This is a genomic window from Marinobacterium sp. MBR-109 (genome assembly GCF_040547565.1).
Taxonomy (GTDB): Bacteria; Pseudomonadota; Gammaproteobacteria; order Pseudomonadales; family Balneatricaceae; genus Marinobacterium.
In genome coordinates, this window is sequence record NZ_JBEPPZ010000004.1 from 185,770 (window position 1) to 203,063 (window position 17,294).

Sequence of the window (17,294 nt, forward strand, 5' to 3'; positions counted from 1 at the left end):
ATTTGGTAGGACTAGGCGGACTCGAACCGCCGACCCCCACCATGTCAAGGTGGTGCTCTAACCAACTGAGCTATAGTCCTGAAATGTGCTGCGTATTATATAGATGATGGCCTTGGGCGCAAGCCCTCTCAAAGGGTATTTTCCGTTTTTTTTCATATGCCTGCATCAAACCACTCCTCAACTGCTCGGACCTGTCTGATGCTGTTGCAGATGCCGAAGGAAAGCCGGCTCTGGCATTGGTCTGGCAAGCAGATAGCCCTGAATCTGATCACAGCCAGCCTGCTGCAAAAACCTGAGTTGATGCTCCTTATCCACCCCCTCGGCCACCACTTTCATGTTCAGGCTCCGCGCCAGCGCCAGCATGGCCAGTATGATCTCCTCATCGCCATGATTTTGCCCGATACCCACCACAAAACTGCGATCTATTTTCAGGTAATCCGCACGTAGATTGCGAAGGTTTCCAAGTGATGAATAACCGGTCCCGAAATCGTCTATCGACAGGCGTATTCCGGCAGCAGCCAAGGCCGCCAGATTGGCTTCAAACCTGTCATTCAAATTGATAATCGCTGTTTCGGTTACTTCCACCGTGATCTTGTGCGCCGGAACATCATACCGATCCAGCAGACTGATAAAACTGGCAGCGATCTCATCACGCGCCAGCTGAACCGCTGATACGTTAATACTGAGATAGAAACTACTGCTGTTGATCAACTCCCAGTCGGCCATGCGCGCAATCACTTGCTCCAGCTGCCAGCGTCCAATTTCAATGATCATGCCGCTTTCTTCGGCTACCGGAATGAATTCCGCCGGTGATATCCACTCACCCGCCTCGGTTTTCCAGCGCAGCAGAAGCTCGGCCGCCACAGGCTTCAATGTCTGGGCATCGAACACCGGCTGGTAGTGCATGCTGAAAACGCGCTCAGGCCGAGTCAACGCAATGCGCAGTCCCTGCTCAATATTCACTCTTCGGCTGACTTGAAAATCCATTTCTTCATTGAAGATGCGATAGACACTGCGGCCATCATGTTTGGCGGCATAGAGTGCCAGATCAGCCTGACGTAACAGGGTTTGCGGGTCGCTCTTTCCCCTTGCCGCAAGTGCCAGCCCTATGCTGACTGTCAGGCTGAAGTGCTGCTCTGCAAGTTCAAAGGGCTCGGCCAATAGGTCAGTGATTCGCTGTGCCAGTTGCGACGCCTGTTCACGCCCCACATCCTGTACCATCACGATTGCAAACTCATCGCCTCCGAGGCGCGCAAGACATCCGCCTGGAGGTATCAGGTTATTGAGGCGCGTTACCATACCGATCAGCAACTCATCTCCTCGACCATGCCCGAGCGTATCATTGACCGCCTTGAAATTATCCAGATCGATATACAGCAGCGCGAGATAGTCAGGGCCATCCGGCTGCAACCACTGCCCCAGCCGCGCCAACAGCTCTCGACGATTGGGGAGTCCGGTGAGGTGGTCATGATTGGCAAGGTAGAGTGAGCGCTGTTCGGCTGCCTTGCGTGCGGTGATATCTTCATGCACGGCGACAAAATGAGTCAGCTCTCCCCGCTCACTCTTGATCGGCGTGATCGTCTGCTCCACCATCAACTGCTTGCCGTCACGGGTCTGGTTGATCACCTCACCACGCCAGACTTCGCCTGCCAGAATCGTATCCCACAGGCGCCTGAAGAACAGCGCAGAATGCTCACCCGAGTTGAGAATGGCCGGCGTGCGGCCCAGCGCCTCCTCGGACGAATAGCCGGTCAGACGCGTAAATGCCTGATTGACCCAGCGAATGTCACCACGACTGTCGGTAATCAACACGGCATTGGCCGTGGTACTGATCGCCGCGCCCAGCAAATGCAACTCATCAATCAGCCGATACTGGCGATAGCGCATCCAGGCGATCAGGATCGAAGCCAGCAGAATCAGGACCAGCACCACACCCACTATCAGCCACATGGTGGCCACCGTTTTATGCCAGGGTGCCAGCGCCTGATTACGATCGATGGAAAGTGTCAGCAATAACGGAAGCATGGAGGTGGCTCGATAGGCCGTCACGTTGACATTGGGCTGCTCGGCGCTGTGGTACAGGCCCCACTCGCGCTGACGCACCTGCTCAAGTAACCCCTTGGGGGCTGCAGCGGACCCTGCGGCAACAACCGGCAACTCCACCAGTGTCCTGCCATCATGACGATAGAGCTGTACCTGTGCCGGTAGATTATCAATGATTGGCCGGAACAGCTCACGCAACGCATCAGGATTCAACACTGCAACCAGCCATGTTTGCTGCCCGCCTTCAGCAGAGAACAGCATGCATACCGGTAACTTATACACGCCCACCGGCCCTGCATCAGCCCCCAGGAAGCGTCCCGGCAGCGGCTCGGAAAAGCGCAGTAATTCCGCAACAGGGGCACTTTCCGTACAGGCAAGGGGCTCAATCAGGCTGCCATCACGGGCAATCGCGGAGCTTGCCAATACGCTTAACCGGTTCTCGTTGCGCCTCAATACTGCCAGCTCACGCAACTGGGGCGTCATGGTAACCAGCATCTGCATGCGTTGCTGCAGTTCTACCGGCTGCTGCAGCAGCGCCTGATTATGCTCCAGCAGATCCTGCAGTGAACGCAACCGTCCCTGCACACCCTGCACGGTACGGGTTACACTGCTTTCCAGTGAATGCGCCAGCAGCGTGGCTTCCTTTTCCAGCTCAGACACCGCCCGCTGCGTACCCAACTGTACGAAAACCAGTTGCATCACCGCCAATGTAACAATCAGCAGCAGCCCCAACAGCAGAACTGACAAGCCCGTTTTCAGGCTATACCGGGTTTTGTCATCTGCTATAGTGCTTGGCATCCGTTTACTCTCTGGAGACGATATATGCAGGTCAAGGTGGTTTCACCCCGCTACTGGGCTGTTTTGATAACACTATTGTGCACCAGCCTTGGTCTGAATGCACAAACGAACCCGACGGATCGCCTGAGCAGGATCATGCAGTCACAAACATTGCGGGTCTGCATCTGGCCAGACTATTTCTCAATCAGTGCGCGTCACCCGAAAACCGGCCGCCTTGAAGGAATCGATATCGAACTGGCGCATGAGTTTGCACGCGACCTTGATGTGGAGCTTGAGTTTGTAGAGACACATTTCGGCCGCTTCATGGATGACCTTGAGGCGGACGCCTGTGACATCGGCATGTTTTCAATTGCGATCACGGATGCGCGCGCCCAGCGTATCGACTACAGCGAACCCTATCTTGCCAGCCAGATGTATGCGGTCAGCACACGCACCCACCCCGGTATGCAACAGTGGAGTGACATTGACCAGCCCGGCGCCATTGTCTGTGTGCAGAAGGGAACCTACATGGAGTCTCAAATGCGCGCCAGCCTTGAGCATGCCGACATTCTGGTGGTGGAAGACCCTCGAGAACGGGAGCAGGCTGTGATGTCAGGGATGGCGGATGTGTTCATCACGGACTATCCCTACTCGCGCAAGGTGCTGCGTTTCTATGACTGGGCCCGTTTGATCGAGCCGCCGGCTTCGATGACAGAGCGCCCGTTCCGATACGCCTATGCCGTTGCCAAAGACCAGCCGGAATGGCTGGAACGGGTAAACCGCTTTGTCAGCGACATCAAGCAAGACGGCCGTCTGCAAAAAGCGGCCGAGGCCAATGATCTTGGACCCATTGTGGTGGAGGCCGGATCCATTCACTGAACCAGATTGTGCTCCAAAGCATAGCGCACCAGGCCGGCGGCCGTATGGATGTTAAGCTTTGACTTGATGTTCTGGCGGTGAGTTTCAACCGTGCGCACCGAGATCGACAGCGCACGGGCAATCTCCTTGTTGTTATGCCCTTCGGCCAGCTGACGCAACACCATGATCTCGCGCGGAGTCAGCTCTCCCCCCGCCTCTTCAACCGCTGCCGTTTCCGGTGCGGTAAAATGGCTGAACAGGGTTTGGGATGCACTGGCACTGAAATAGGTGCCGCCCTGACAGACTGTCTCAATTGCCTTGACCATTTCGGCGGCCGACACATCCTTGAGGATATAGCCTCGAGCGCCTGACTGGATAAGCTGCACCATATATTCTCGATTGTCATGCATGCTCAGAATCAGCACTCGCGTTTCGGGTGAACGTGTACGCAGCTCTCGAGTTGCCTCCAGCCCATTCATGATCGGCATGGACACATCCATCAGCACCACGTCAGGTTTGAGGTTCTGCACCTGCTCAATGGCTTCGAGACCATTACCCGCCTGCCCAACCACTTCGATGCCGCCCTCATTTTCCAGCCGGGCCTGAATGCCATCAATTACCAGCGGATGATCATCCACCAGCAGTACCCTGATCGAATCTGTCATCGCTCAGCTCCTGTCTGCTGCAGGGACAAACCCGCCAACAGCGTTGCCCCCTGCCCCGGCCGTGAAGCCAGCCTGAACTCGCCCCCCAGCAGCTCGACCCGTTCGCGCATGTTGCGCAAGCCGATACCTTCGAATCGCTCCAGCACCTCGGGGTCAAACCCACAGCCATTATCCTGCATTTTCAGCCACAGTTGACCACTCTGCTGCCACAGGCGCAAGCGTAGCAGCCCCGCACCTGAGTGTCGCTCCACATTGGTCAGCCCCTCCTGGACCAGGCGATAGACCGTAATTTCCACGTCCTCTGGCAGCCTGCCACCGGGCAGGCGGATATCCAGGTCCAGTCGGATGCCGGTTCTCTCCGTAAAGCGATCAAGCAAGCCTTCCAGCGCAGCCTCCAGGCCCAGATCATCCAGCAGAGTCGGTCTCAGGTCGTGAGAAATCCGACGCACCTCCTGAATCGCTTCATTCAGCACCTGATAGCCCTTGTCCAGGTCAGTCAGCCCTTCCTCATTCCCCTGTTTCAGCTTGCGCTGCGCCAACTCAATCCGGTACAGCACGGATACCATCAACTGGTTGATGCCATCATGCAATTCCCGCGAGAAGCGACGCCGGTCTGCCACATTGGCCAGAATGGAGCGATGCGCCAACAGCCTCAGACGGCTGTCAGCCAGCCGGTTTTCATGCAGATTGATCGCAACTCCCAACAGTACTACCAGCACCACAGCCACTGACATGATGACCAGAACGGTAAAAAAGGTGTTACGAATGTTGCGGTTGACCTCGGCCCTGATTTTGGCAACCTCACGACTGATATCATCCAGATACAGACCGGTTCCCAGCATCCAGTTCCACTTGGGCAGCATGACCGCATAGCTGATCTTCTCTTCACGCGCCTGCTTGGAAGGTTTTTGCCACAGGTAATGGTGGAAACCGCCCCCCTGTCGCGCCCGTTCAAGCAGGTTGCGAATCACATAATTGCCGCGGGCGTCCTGCATGTCATACAGGTCCTGCCCGACCAGTTCCGGCTGCGTCGGGTGAACCAGGTTGACCCCTTCAAGTGTGTAAACGAAGAAGTACCCGTCCTGATCATCTCCGAAGGTCATATCGGTCAGAATCTGCTTGACTGCACTTTTGGCCTGAGCGTCATCAGGACCGGCCGTATCAACGATATGAGCGATGGAGGTCAGCGCCAGACTGACATAGTTTTCCAGTTCCCGCTGCTTGGAGCCCAGCAGGTGCTGTTCAAACAGCCGGATCTCTTCCTCTGACAGCTGACGCGCCTGATTCATGCCAAGCCAGGCAACAGCCGAGGTCACCAGCATCATCGGAAGAATGGAAAGAAGGAGGATCTTGATCTTCAGCGGCATTGAACTGCACCCGCAAGGCCAGAAAAGTAAAACGCCTGAGCAGCACGGGGCTAAACAGGCGTTTGTTCAGTCTAAACCAGACTGTAGAACTCTGGGAACAGGAGAATCGAAATCACGATTGCCACCTGTATGATGATAAAGGGCACAACCCCCTTGTAAATATCCAGGGTACGGACATTGGGCGGCGCAACCCCCTTGAGGTAAAACAGACTGAAGCCGAAGGGTGGGGTCAGGAAGCTGGTCTGCAGGTTCATGGCGATCAGGATCGCAAACCAGACCGGTGCTATACCCAGTATTTCGGCAGCCGGGAGCAGAATCGGCACAATGATGAAACTGATTTCAACAAAGTCGATAAAGAAGCCAAGGATCAAGATTGCCAACATCGACAGCAGCAGGAAGCCCATGGCCCCGCCCGGCAGATTGGACAGGTAATGCTCTACAATCTCTTCGCCACCGGTATAGCTGAACGCCATGGAGAACGCCGTGGCACCCAACAGGATGGCAAAAACCATCGCCGTAACCTTCACAGTCTCGATGGCAGAGTTGTATACCATCTTCCAGCTGAACTGGCGGTAGATCAGCGCCAGCAACAGAGCACCTACGCCACCCAACGCCGAGGATTCTGTCGGTGTTGCAATACCGGCAAAGATCGAGCCCAGCACCACCAGAATCAGTGCCAGCGGCGGGATGATCGCTTTCAGCGCCTTGAAGGTCTGTTCCCGGCGAGTGCCATCATCCAGATCCATCGGCAAGGCCGGAGCCGCTGAAGGCTTCAGATAGGTGTACACAAGAATGTACAGAACATAGGCACCGATCAGAATAAATCCAGGCATGATGGCCGCCTGAAACAGGTCACCGACCGGAATCCCCATCACATCACCCAGAATAATCAGGATGATGGACGGCGGGATAATCTGCCCCAACGTTCCGGACGCACAGATGGTGCCGCAGGCCAGCTTCTTGTCATAGTTGTACTTGAGCATGACAGGCAGCGAAATCAGGCCCATGGCGACTACGGAGGCCCCGACCACGCCGGTTGAGGCCGCCAACAGTGCCCCTACCAAAACCGTTGAAATGGCCAGACCGCCACGCACACCTCCAAAGAGCTTGCCCATGGATTCGAGCAACTGCTCGGCGAGGCGTGTTTTCTGCAACACGATGCCCATGAACACAAACAGCGGCACGGCCATCAGCACCGTGTTTTCCATGATGCTTTGAATACGGAACGGCATGAAGGCAAACATGTCCGGCCCTTCGGCATAGACGCCGAACCAAAGCGCCACACCACCAAAAATAAAGGCCACCGGGAAGCCGATCAACAGCATGCCCAGGGCCACGAAAAACATTGTAATACCGATCATCGGGGATACCTTGTTCGTTAGTGCTGCATCGGGGTGTAGCCATCATCCTTGTGATGGCCCGCCAGGGTATTGATGGAATGAAGCATCATGCCAACACCACTGATGAAGGTGCAGAAAAAGGCAAAGGGAATGACTGCCTTGATCACCCAACGATACGGCAAGCCACCGGGATCGCCCGAACCTTCGCCCAGTTCAAAGGATTCGCGCGCAAAGTCCACGCCATACCAGGCCACCAGCAAACAGAAGGGGAACAGCAGCGTGAGAACGCCAAAGAGATCGATCCAGGCCTTCTTTTTCAGGCTCAACCCTTCATAAATCAGATCGACACGCACATGCCCACCCGCTCTGAGGGTGAACGGCACGCCCAGCATGAACATGGCGGCAAACAGATGCCACTCCAGTTCCTGCATGCCGATGGATACATCGTTGAACAGATAGCGGGTAATCACGTCGTAAAAGACGTTGAACAGCATGATCACAAACAGAACGGCAGAGATCTTGCCCAGCCAGTCGGAAAAGGCGTTGATCGTCTGCTCCAGGCGTAACAGAAACATTCAGAATCCCTCGCAGCCCAAGGCTGTCAGATACATCTTCCGGATGCGTGTGAGGCCCCGATATCGGGGCCTCGAACGGAACAGGTTTACTCGAAGCTGTTCAGGTAGGCGCGGTCGGCAATGTCAGTCCACTGACGAACCACGTCCATGTACTCAGCCTGGGAGTCCAGAATCTCCTTGGCCAGCTCATCGTTGGCCGCATGCTCAGCCAGCAACTCGTCGTTAGCCTTGCTCAGGGCCTTGATAACGTCCGGCGGGAACTGCTTGACCTGAACATTCGGGAACTCCGCCTTCATGGTAGCCCAGTTCACACCGGACTCATGGTGCGACTGAATGGTCATGTCATAGGCCGCAACGCGCATGGCAGTGGTCAGGATTTCCTGAAGGTCTGCAGGCAGCTTGTCAAAGGTACGCTTGTTGACCAGGAACTGCAGTTCGGTCGCAGGCTCATGCCAGCCGGTGTAGTAGTAGGGTGCAATCTTGTGGAAGCCCATGCGCAGGTCCATGGAAGGCCCTACCCACTCCAGTGCATCGATGGTGCGACGCTCCAAAGAAGTATACAGCTCACCCGGCGGAATGTTGGTCGGGTTGGCACCCAGCTTAGCCAGCACTTCACCCGCGAACCCCGGAATGCGCATTTTCAGGCCTTCCAGGTCTTCTACGGAATTGATCTCTTTCTGGAACCAGCCACCCATCTGAACGCCGGTGTTGCCACCCGGGAAGGAGAGCAGGTTGAACGGCTCATATACCTTCTGCATCAGCTCCATGCCACCACCGTGGTAGAACCAGCCGTACTGTTCGGTAGCGGTCATGCCGAAAGGCATGGTGGTGAAGTACAGGGTGTTGGGGACCTTGCCTTTCCAGTAGTAGGACGCCGAGTGGCCCATGTCGTACTGACCGGCACGCACCATGTCGAATACACCGAAGGCGGACTTGTGTTTGTTGGCGGTATCGATACTGATTTCCAGACGTCCGTTGGACATCTTGTTGGCCAGATCAGCCATGCGGCGAGCCGGCTCGCTGAAAACGCCAAAGTTCGTGGGCCAGGTTTCAGCCAGTTTCAGTTTGTGGACTTTCTCGGCCGCCTGAACGGGGCTGACCATGACAGCGGCGCAGGCAGCAGCGGCCATCAATTTGCGGGCAAAGGTAAATTTAAGCATTGTTGTTATCTATCCTCTGTTGTCGGTCTGACAATGACCCAGACGAGTCATCAGCCATGACATTATCGACAGCAAAGACACAGGGCGGTATCGGAAATACCACCCAGAGACGGGAGGGGTTCTACGCAGATGATACCGAACACTACGCAGCACCTTGTACGTATTTTTACGCAGAGACCATGCCGGTCTCATCAGATGAGCCTATCGGCAGGTACGCGTATCCGGGCGGGATCAGCAGGTCAATACTGACCCCCTGATCGGAGTGAATCTCAACCTGAGCATGCAGATGCCCCGCCCGTTCACGGATTCCCATCAGTCCAAAGCCTGAGTTTTCAAAATCGCCATTCTGTTCCGGCATGAACCCCACACCGTCATCGGCAATGGTCATGCGCAACCCGTCGGGCTCATCCCGCAGACGCACCAAAACCCAGGTTCCACCGGCGTGACGCGTCACATTGGACAGGGCTTCCTGCGCGATGCGATACAGGTTCGACACAAGCTCAGGCTTCAGCGGCAGGCTCTGTTCAATGTCAAATTCCACCGCATAATCAAGCTGTTCCAGCAGACTGACGGCCGGCAGGGTCGTCAAACTGACACCGAGGCCAAAGTCACTCAACTCATGCGGTCTCAGCATCCGAATCCGGTTGTAGACTGTGTCATAGATAGTGTCGATCAACTCGGCTGCCAACTGCAGGTTCTGTTGCGGCAACCGGGCCTGTTCGAGCTCCTGACGCTGCAGCTGCAGATGCATGCGCACGGCAACCAGCAACTGAGCCATATCATCGTGCAACTCGTTGGACAGTCGCAGCCGCTCACGCTCCTGTGTCTGCATCAGGTGCTGCAGAATCTGACGTTTTTCTTCTATGTTCTGCGACAACCGCTGATTGACCCCTTCCAGTGTTTCCTCCCGCTCTTTCAGACGGTTGACGATCGCAATGATCTCTTCGCCAATCAGATTGAACTCCTGAATATAGCTTTGCGGCCAACGTGTGTTGCTCTGGCGGTTGGCCAGGCGGGTAAAACTGATCAGCTGTTGCAGCTGGCGATCTACCGCTGATGACAACAGATAAGACGACAACAGAGATACCACCAGTGCCAGCAGACAGCCATACAGCAGTGTTTCCGTGAGCGCATCACGCAATTGCCGCTGTGCACTGGCATCGGCCAGCAAACCCACACGCAGTTGCGGCCCAAGCGGAGCCATGCCGCTTGAGTACACCAGTTCCTGTGCCATGACTGACTCAACCGATTCGGTCTCCGGTTGGAGTCGGCTCAGTACCCGGTCACCATCAAGGAGTACCAGCTGTTGCAGATTGTCACTCTTGACCAGAATGGAATTCAGCAGATAGCGATTCCCGCCCAGGCGCATCCCCGACAGAAGCTGGCCGACAATCTTGCCACTGTCACGCAGGTAGAGAGGGACCGAGTAGACTGCAAGCTGCTCATCACCCACTTCCAGCAGTTTCCATCCCTTGTACTGGAAACTGCCATGCTGCTTCATCAGCTGCTCACAGGGCAGCTGACTGAGCTCTGGGGTATAACTGAGCGACAGCAGACAACGCCCCGACTCAAAAAAAGAGATCGCCACAAAGTCATAGCGGCGATTTTCATGACTCTCTTCCCAGTGAGCGAAGCGTGTTTCCAACCGATCTGGACTTTCGGTATAGAGTGCCTCGATGCGGGTGCGATCCGCAGCCAGGACCAGCGCTTCGGTTTCAAGTTGCTGCAGGTAGTCCGCAACCCGTTCCTCATACCGTAAGGCCAGGCTGCGGTTGAGGGTATGCGTCTGCTGCTCAATCACGCTGCGTGACTGGATAAAGCTAACGACCAGAAACACCGCGACAAACACCAGGGATATGCCCAGTGTCAGCAGAAAGGTCAGCGTTTTGAAGCGTGGCCGGCTCATGCGGCTAGTACCCGCCAGCGCTGTAGCGTCGTGCCAGTGCTTCGTACGCCTGTATTTCATTCATGCTCATGCCATCATCCAGCACGACAAAGTCACTGGAGTAGATCAACGGCTGCGGCTTGCCCTGCAGGTCACGCTTGATTGCTTCGGCGATGGCGATGGCATTGTCGTCATTCATGCGCATCAGAACGGCCTTCAGGCCACCCAGGCGCAGCTGCTCGATCTCGGCGGGGCTGCCACCCCAGCCGTTGACGACCACATCGCTGCGCCCCAGTTCCGCCAGCGCATCAACGGCGCCAAGGGCCACATCAGTAGAGCAGGCGTATATGTAATCCAGCTCGGGCTGTTCGCTCAACATCTGCAACGCCGCCTTGCGCCCGCCCGCCCGACTGGAATCGGTGTAATAGCTGCTGCGCAGGCGGTGACTTTCAGGTACCGACTGGATGTAGGTCATCCCACGCAACTGACTGATCAGCCCCTGACTGCGGAACAGCACACCGTAGTCGGCCCCCTGAGGAAAGCGCTGAACAAAGTGATCGGCAAGCAACCGCGCCCCTTCAGCATGGTCAAAACCGACATACATGTGGGGCTGTCGGTCACCCCAGGACTTGAGGGGCGTGGTGATATTCTGCAGGATCAGCCGCGTATCCGTATTCTGAATCAGCCGTTCGATAATCGACTGCTGACGCGATGAATCAAGGGTATAAAGCAGGTAATCCGGCTGCCAGTCCAACAGCTGACGGATCTGGCTTACCTGCTCGACCAGCTGGATATTCGGCTCGGTATAACGTGCCTCCAGGTGGTATCGAATGCCGAGCTGGTCCAACCGTTGCTGCAATGCACGTTCGTTATCCGGCCAGTAGCTTGATGCCTGCAGGGAGGGATAGACCATGGCGATTCGCAAGGGTCGGGTCTGCAGGCCCACTTCAACGGGTACTGCGTGCTGGCGAACCGCTTCGGTCAGCTCGGTCAGCCAGCGCTTCTGTTCAGGATGTTGCCGGTAATACTCGCCGTAGCCCCAGTAGTCACCAATACCCGCTGCCGTCACCACCGGCGTCATCAACAACAGCACCAACCCCAGCACCGTTGCCCTGACCGGACAGAACACCTGTCTCACTCCCTGCATGACTCGTCACATCCTTTTTTGGTTTACGGTTTTTCAGCCAGCACCCTCAGGCACGCAGGAAAAATACCACTGTCATCACCAGCCCTACAACCACCACCAGCCCCTTGACCCAGACAACCGGCAGCAGACGCGACAGGGCCGCTCCCTGATAGCCGCCCAGTGTCGCGGCGAGCATCATCACCAGTGCCTCAACCCAAAGCACTTTACCGGCGATGGCAAAGGCGGCAACGGAAATCAGCGACAGCACGAATGACAGCCAGTTTTTCAGGCCGTTCATCAGTAGCATGTTGGCCATTCCAGCCGCTGCAAACATCGCCAGCAGCATAATGCCCAGGCCGCCGTTGAAGTAGCCACCATAGACCGCCACCACAAACAGCCCCGGCAGCAGTGGCAGCGGATTTTCACTGTTCCGAACCAGCGCCAGCAGTTTTTGACCAAAGGCGAACATCAGGGTAGCCAAAAGCAACAGCAGCGGCACCACTTTCGAGAACAGTTCGGCAGGCGTCACTAACAGCAGCAGCGCACCGCTGAGACCGCCAACCAGACCCACCGCCGACATCTGCACATGCTGCCGCATGGAGAGACTGCGCAACTCTTTACGGAACCCCGCCGCTCCGCCCAGATACCCCGGCAGTACCGCTACAGCACTGGTGGCATTAGCGGTGATCGGCGGCACGCCGGCCCAGACCAGCGCCGGAAAGGTAAGAAAGGAACCGCCCCCGGCAATCGAGTTCAGTACCCCGGCCAGGTATCCGGCCACTATCAACACACTCCACTCCAGCATCAGACACCCTCAACCACTGTGCTTCAAACGTTCCAGCTCGTCCCGATAACGGGCGGCCTGCTCGAACTCCAGATTCTTGGCTGCTTCGTACATCTTGTCTTCCAGACGCGTGATGGTCTTCGCCAGTTCCGCCGGGCTGAGCAGTTCAGCATCGACCCGATACTCGGCATCCGGCTCTGCAGCCTTGCGCGCGCTCCCCTTGCCACGTTTGCCGGGAATCTGGCTGGCCCCCTCCATGATATCCGCCACTGACTTGCTGATCCCTCTGGGGGTAATGCCATGCTCGGCATTGAACGCGATCTGCTTGTCACGGCGCCGCTCGGTTTCGTCGATTGCGCGCTGCATTGAGCCTGTCATGCGATCGGCATAGAGAATGGCGCGACCATTGACGTTACGTGCCGCACGGCCGATGGTCTGGATCATGGAGGTTTCCGAACGCAGGAAACCTTCCTTGTCGGCATCCAGAATGGTCACCAGTGATACCTCCGGCATGTCGATCCCTTCACGCAGCAGGTTGATCCCCACCAGCACATCAAATTCGCCAATACGCAAATCACGAATAATTTCCACCCGCTCAACCGTATCGATATCCGAATGGAGATAGCGCACCCGTACATTGTGCTCGGCCAGATATTCGGTGAGATCTTCTGCCATCCGCTTGGTCAATACAGTGACGATCACTCGTTCATTGCGGGGCACAACACGGTTGATCTCGGCCAGCAGATCGTCAACCTGGGTACTCGCCGGGCGCACTTCAACCAGCGGATCCACCAGGCCGGTCGGCCGCACCACCTGCTCAACGATCTGCTGAGCATTTGCAGCCTCGTACTTGCTGGGTGTCGCTGAGACGAAGATCATCTGCGGCGCCTGCTGCTCCCATTCCTCGAACTTCATCGGCCGGTTGTCCAGCGCTGAAGGCAGCCGGAAGCCGTATTCAACCAGGGTTTCCTTGCGCGAGCGGTCGCCCCGATACATGGCGCCGATCTGTGGCACGGTGACATGAGACTCGTCGATCACCAGCAGCGCACTGTCCGGCAGGTAATCGAACAGGGTGGGCGGAGCCTGTCCCGGATCACGCCCGGACAGGTAACGTGAATAGTTTTCGATGCCGGAGCAGTAGCCCAGCTCCATGATCATTTCGATATCGTACAGGGTGCGCTGCTCAAGACGCTGAGCCTCCACCAGCTTGTTGTTGTCGCGCAGCTGCTTCAGTCGTTCGCGCAACTCCTCCTTGATGTACTCGGTGGCCGCCAGCAGGGTCTCGCGTGGCGTCACATAGTGGGTCTTGGGATAGATGGTGGCGCGCGGCACCTTGCGCAGTACCTCACCGGTCAAGGGGTCAAACCAGGCGATCTGGTCCACCTCATCGCCGAACAGCTCAATGCGAATGGCATCCCTGTCCGATTCGGCCGGGTACACATCGATCACATCCCCGCGCACCCGATAGGTGCCGCGATGAAACTCGATATCATTGCGGGTGTACTGCAGCTCGGCCAGCCTGCGCAACAGATCACGCTGATCGATCACATCGCCTCTGTCCAGGTGCAGCATCATCGACAGGTAGGACTTGGGGTCACCCAGGCCGTAGATGGCAGACACAGTGGCCACGATGATGGCGTCATCCCGCTCCAGCAAGGCCTTGGTAGCCGACAGCCGCATCTGCTCGATATGGTCATTGATCGAGGCATCCTTCTCGATGAAGGTATCCGACGACGGCACATAGGCTTCCGGCTGGTAATAGTCGTAATACGAAACAAAGTACTCGACGGCATTGTCCGGGAAGAACTCCTTGAACTCGCCATACAACTGCGCGGCCAGCGTCTTGTTGTGCGCCATGATGATGGTCGGGCGCTGCACTGCCGCAATCACGTTGGCAATGGTGAAGGTCTTGCCCGATCCGGTCACGCCCAACAGGGTCTGGGCCGCAAGCCCCGACTCCAGCCCGTCGACCAGCTCACTGATCGCCTTCGGCTGATCACCGGCGGGCGCAAATGCCGACTGTACTCTGAACCTCTGTTTCATGTTTCCACCTGTTGCAAACCAGCCGCCGATTATACCTGTTTTGATGCAACACACAGAAACCTGCCTGCAACGCCCGTCGATACGCTTTTTTTCATAACGGGGCATTCAGACCGGATGCGTTATGCTGTATGCTCTTTTCGCTATGCATTGATGGATACCTTGCACCGATTACAGAGAGGACCAAGGCTTGGACGTGCAACTTTCCGACCGCGTTAACAGCATCAAACCTTCACCCACACTGGCCGTCACCAACCGTGCCGCCGAGTTGCGTGCTGAAGGCAAAGACATCATCGGCCTCGGCGCCGGCGAACCCGATTTTGACACACCGGAACATATCAAGGCGGCGGCGACCAAAGCCATTCAGGACGGCTTTACCAAGTACACTGCCGTTGATGGTACCCCGGCGTTGAAGAAGGCGGTGATTGCCAAATTTGAGCGCGAAAACGGTTTCAGCTACGCCCCCAACCAGATTCTGGTTTCAAGCGGTGGCAAGCAAAGCTTCTTCAACATGGCGCTGGCCCTGTTGAACCCGGGCGATGAAGTCGTAATCCCGGCCCCATACTGGGTGTCTTACCCGGATATGGTTCTGGTAGCCGAAGGCAAGCCGGTGATCATCACCACAACCCAGGAGCAGCGCTTCAAGATTACGCCGCAGCAACTGGATGAGGCGATTACCGAGCGCACCCGCCTGGTTGTACTGAACAGCCCCTCCAACCCGTCCGGTGTGGCCTACACACTGGAAGAGCTTAAGGCTCTGGGCGAGGTGTTGAACAAGTACCCGGACGTACTGGTTGCCACTGATGACATGTACGAGCACATACTGTTCACCGACCAGCCGTTCTGCAACATCCTGAACGCCTGTCCTGAGCTGTATGACCGTACCATCGTGCTGAACGGTGTTTCCAAGGCCTACTCCATGACCGGATGGCGTATCGGTTATGCGGCAGGTCCGGCCAAACTGATCGGCGCCATGAAGAAGATTCAGTCACAGAGTACTTCCAACCCGAACTCCATCGCTCAGGTGGCCGCTCAGGCGGCATTGGAAGGCCCGCAGGATTGCGTCACAATGATGGTCAGCGCGTTCAAGCAGCGCCACGAGTTTGTGGTCAATGCCCTGAACGAGATCGAAGGAGTGGACTGCATCCGTGCCGATGGCACATTCTACGCATTCCCGAGCTTTCACAAGGTGATCGACTCTCGCCCCGAGTTTAATGACGACATTGCTCTGGCCGAGTTTCTGCTGCAGGAAGCCGGTGTCGCACTGGTACCCGGATCCGCCTTTGGCACCCCGGGCAACATGCGACTCTCCTTTGCCACCAGCCTGAACGTGCTGGAGGATGCGATCAGCCGCATCAAGGCAGCACTGGAACGCTAAGCACAAGCCCCGGCACCGTCCGGGGCTTTTTGTATCCCCCCCACCGTGATCGAATGCCACCATGAAAACCAGAATTCTGACCCGATTGCTCGCGGATACATCCACTCCAGCCCTGCTGCTCAAGGAATCGAAACTCGAGTGGAGCAACGACGCCTTTGAGCAACTGCCCAAGAAGCAGCGCAAGGCCATTGTCGACTGGAGCAGCAACGGCAAAAGTAACGACATGTTGATCAGTAACGGCGTGATCTTCGAACGCCTCAAAACCGATGAACACTATCTGGTACTCGCGTGCGGCCACCGCGCCGGGCAACAGCAGCGATCCTTGCTGCAGCAGCTGATGCCTGCACTGGCATCAGGCAGCGATCCGTTCTTCATCCTGCCTCAGCTGCTGGCGTCACTGCTTGACTGGCCCGAAGCGGCTGGCTGCAAACTGCAGGGCACTGACAAGCTGGCATTGATGGGACACTGGTCCGGGCAACAGCTGCTGCCGCCGCAAACACTGGAGCTCAAAAACAGCTCAGCAGCCCCGCTCTACCAGCAAGGCCAGCCCGGCACCCTGATTCTGGAGTGGGACAGAAGCGAAACCACGGTGCGTGATCCTCTGCTTGGCAATCAGGGGCTCTGGATTGCACAGCGTGTGGATGCCCGTGACGGCAATCCGCTGGGACACCTGAGCCTTTGGGGAGCGGAAAAAACAGCCGGCCTCGCTGACAGCATCCATCTGCTGCAGCTCTGCGCCGATCTGATCAGCGCCTGGCAGCCGGAACAGCAGGGAAACAGTGAACACAGCCCTCGCCCGCAACTGGACCCACTGACGCAACTGCCTGGACGTGACGCACTCGATCACACCCTGGCCAGCAGTGAACAGGAACAGAGACAGTCCGGTCGTGACTACCTGCTTGCACTGATTGACATCGACAGCCTTTCGGCAATCAACAACCTCCACGGCCAGCACGAAGGCGACCGTGTTTTATGTCAGTTTGCAGACCGCCTGCGCCATATCTGCCGGCCCGATGACCACCTGTTTCGATTTGGCGGCGACGAGTTCGTCCTGCTGCTGCCCGTCAAGCACTCGCCACCGCCCCTGCAACAGCGCCTGGACCAGATCAACCGTGCCATGACCCAGACCTTGGGTTCTGCCTTTCATGCCAGTGCAGGACTTGCGCTGCTGTCTGAAGTCAACGGCAGCGGTGATGAGCTGCTGCTGCTGGCGGACAGCCGTCTGAGAAAAGAAAAGAAGCAGCGCAACAGCTGAGTCATCGATTATTGAACTGATCAGTCCGTTAATGCACAATA

The 17,294-nt window shown here is 56.8% G+C and carries 13 protein-coding genes and 1 tRNA gene; 3 read left to right on the forward strand and 11 right to left on the reverse strand.

Annotated features, from left to right (window positions below):
- Positions 1-3: 3 nt before the first annotated feature.
- Positions 4-80, reverse strand: a tRNA-Val gene (locus ABIE60_RS07465).
- 97 nt (positions 81-177) lie between these two features.
- Positions 178-2,790, reverse strand: coding sequence for a putative bifunctional diguanylate cyclase/phosphodiesterase (locus tag ABIE60_RS07470; protein WP_354468814.1), 2,613 nt, complete (start codon positions 2,788-2,790; stop codon positions 178-180).
- A gap of 186 nt (positions 2,791-2,976) precedes the next feature.
- Here ABIE60_RS07470 and ABIE60_RS07475 point away from each other — a divergent pair, with 186 nt between their 5' ends.
- On the forward strand, positions 2,977-3,699 hold the full coding sequence (locus ABIE60_RS07475; RefSeq protein WP_354468815.1) for an ABC transporter substrate-binding protein: 723 nt from the start codon (positions 2,977-2,979) through the stop codon (positions 3,697-3,699).
- On the opposite strand, the gene ABIE60_RS07480 is transcribed toward ABIE60_RS07475, so the two are convergent.
- From ABIE60_RS07480 to uvrB, 9 genes are all read right to left on the reverse strand, one after another.
- Entirely contained in the window at positions 3,693-4,343 is a 651-nt protein-coding gene (locus ABIE60_RS07480) for a response regulator (protein WP_354468816.1), read from the reverse strand. The two genes, ABIE60_RS07475 and ABIE60_RS07480, sit on opposite strands and share 7 nt — an antisense overlap.
- Complete coding sequence (locus ABIE60_RS07485; protein ID WP_354468817.1) at positions 4,340-5,710, reverse strand: cache domain-containing protein; 1,371 nt, start codon at positions 5,708-5,710, stop codon at positions 4,340-4,342. Before ABIE60_RS07485 ends, ABIE60_RS07480 begins: the two co-directional genes overlap by 4 nt.
- 71 nt (positions 5,711-5,781) lie before the next feature.
- A complete protein-coding gene (locus ABIE60_RS07490) occupies positions 5,782-7,071 on the reverse strand; it encodes a TRAP transporter large permease (RefSeq protein ID WP_354468818.1) in 1,290 nt (429 codons plus the stop codon).
- A gap of 17 nt (positions 7,072-7,088) precedes the next feature.
- Positions 7,089-7,625, reverse strand: a complete 537-nt coding sequence (locus tag ABIE60_RS07495) for a TRAP transporter small permease subunit (protein WP_354468819.1) — start codon at positions 7,623-7,625, stop codon at positions 7,089-7,091.
- An 86-nt stretch (positions 7,626-7,711) separates the two neighbouring features.
- Positions 7,712-8,785, reverse strand: coding sequence for a TRAP transporter substrate-binding protein (locus tag ABIE60_RS07500; RefSeq protein WP_354468820.1), 1,074 nt, complete (start codon positions 8,783-8,785; stop codon positions 7,712-7,714).
- A gap of 166 nt (positions 8,786-8,951) precedes the next feature.
- The gene (locus ABIE60_RS07505) at positions 8,952-10,751 is read right to left on the reverse strand and encodes a sensor histidine kinase (RefSeq protein WP_354468821.1); all 1,800 of its coding nucleotides are present in this window, start codon (positions 10,749-10,751) and stop codon (positions 8,952-8,954) included.
- Positions 10,696-11,817 carry a substrate-binding domain-containing protein gene (locus tag ABIE60_RS07510; protein ID WP_354468822.1) on the reverse strand — a complete coding sequence of 374 codons (1,122 nt, stop codon included), beginning with the start codon at positions 11,815-11,817 and terminating at the stop codon, positions 10,696-10,698. Before ABIE60_RS07510 ends, ABIE60_RS07505 begins: the two co-directional genes overlap by 56 nt.
- A 46-nt stretch (positions 11,818-11,863) precedes the next feature.
- On the reverse strand, positions 11,864-12,601 hold the full coding sequence (locus tag ABIE60_RS07515; RefSeq protein WP_354468823.1) for a sulfite exporter TauE/SafE family protein: 738 nt from the start codon (positions 12,599-12,601) through the stop codon (positions 11,864-11,866).
- 9 nt (positions 12,602-12,610) lie between these two features.
- On the reverse strand, positions 12,611-14,623 hold the full coding sequence (uvrB, locus tag ABIE60_RS07520) for an excinuclease ABC subunit UvrB (RefSeq protein WP_354468824.1): 2,013 nt from the start codon (positions 14,621-14,623) through the stop codon (positions 12,611-12,613).
- Between the two features lie 187 nt (positions 14,624-14,810).
- Here uvrB and ABIE60_RS07525 point away from each other — a divergent pair, with 187 nt between their 5' ends.
- Together ABIE60_RS07525 and ABIE60_RS07530 are read left to right on the forward strand one after the other, a co-directional pair.
- On the forward strand, positions 14,811-15,998 hold the full coding sequence (locus tag ABIE60_RS07525) for a pyridoxal phosphate-dependent aminotransferase (protein WP_354468825.1): 1,188 nt from the start codon (positions 14,811-14,813) through the stop codon (positions 15,996-15,998).
- A gap of 61 nt (positions 15,999-16,059) precedes the next feature.
- Positions 16,060-17,253 (forward strand): GGDEF domain-containing protein, encoded by a 1,194-nt coding sequence (locus ABIE60_RS07530; protein ID WP_354468826.1) that lies wholly within the window; start codon positions 16,060-16,062, stop codon positions 17,251-17,253.
- Positions 17,254-17,294 lie beyond the last annotated feature (41 nt).

What these genes read in the sequence shown, in the direction of transcription:
- ABIE60_RS07475 (WP_354468815.1), top strand. Translation starts at nt 2,977, where the DNA reads ATGCAGTCACAAACATTGCGGGTCTGCATCTGGCCAGACTATTTCTCA.
- ABIE60_RS07480 (WP_354468816.1), bottom strand. Translation starts at nt 4,343, where the DNA reads ATGACAGATTCGATCAGGGTACTGCTGGTGGATGATCATCCGCTGGTA.
- ABIE60_RS07485 (WP_354468817.1), bottom strand. Translation starts at nt 5,710, where the DNA reads ATGCCGCTGAAGATCAAGATCCTCCTTCTTTCCATTCTTCCGATGATG.
- ABIE60_RS07490 (WP_354468818.1), bottom strand. Translation starts at nt 7,071, where the DNA reads ATGATCGGTATTACAATGTTTTTCGTGGCCCTGGGCATGCTGTTGATC.
- ABIE60_RS07495 (WP_354468819.1), bottom strand. Translation starts at nt 7,625, where the DNA reads ATGTTTCTGTTACGCCTGGAGCAGACGATCAACGCCTTTTCCGACTGG.
- ABIE60_RS07500 (WP_354468820.1), bottom strand. Translation starts at nt 8,785, where the DNA reads ATGCTTAAATTTACCTTTGCCCGCAAATTGATGGCCGCTGCTGCCTGC.
- ABIE60_RS07505 (WP_354468821.1), bottom strand. Translation starts at nt 10,751, where the DNA reads ATGAAATACAGGCGTACGAAGCACTGGCACGACGCTACAGCGCTGGCG.
- ABIE60_RS07510 (WP_354468822.1), bottom strand. Translation starts at nt 11,817, where the DNA reads ATGCAGGGAGTGAGACAGGTGTTCTGTCCGGTCAGGGCAACGGTGCTG.
- ABIE60_RS07515 (WP_354468823.1), bottom strand. Translation starts at nt 12,601, where the DNA reads ATGCTGGAGTGGAGTGTGTTGATAGTGGCCGGATACCTGGCCGGGGTA.
- uvrB (WP_354468824.1), bottom strand. Translation starts at nt 14,623, where the DNA reads ATGAAACAGAGGTTCAGAGTACAGTCGGCATTTGCGCCCGCCGGTGAT.
- ABIE60_RS07530 (WP_354468826.1), top strand. Translation starts at nt 16,060, where the DNA reads ATGAAAACCAGAATTCTGACCCGATTGCTCGCGGATACATCCACTCCA.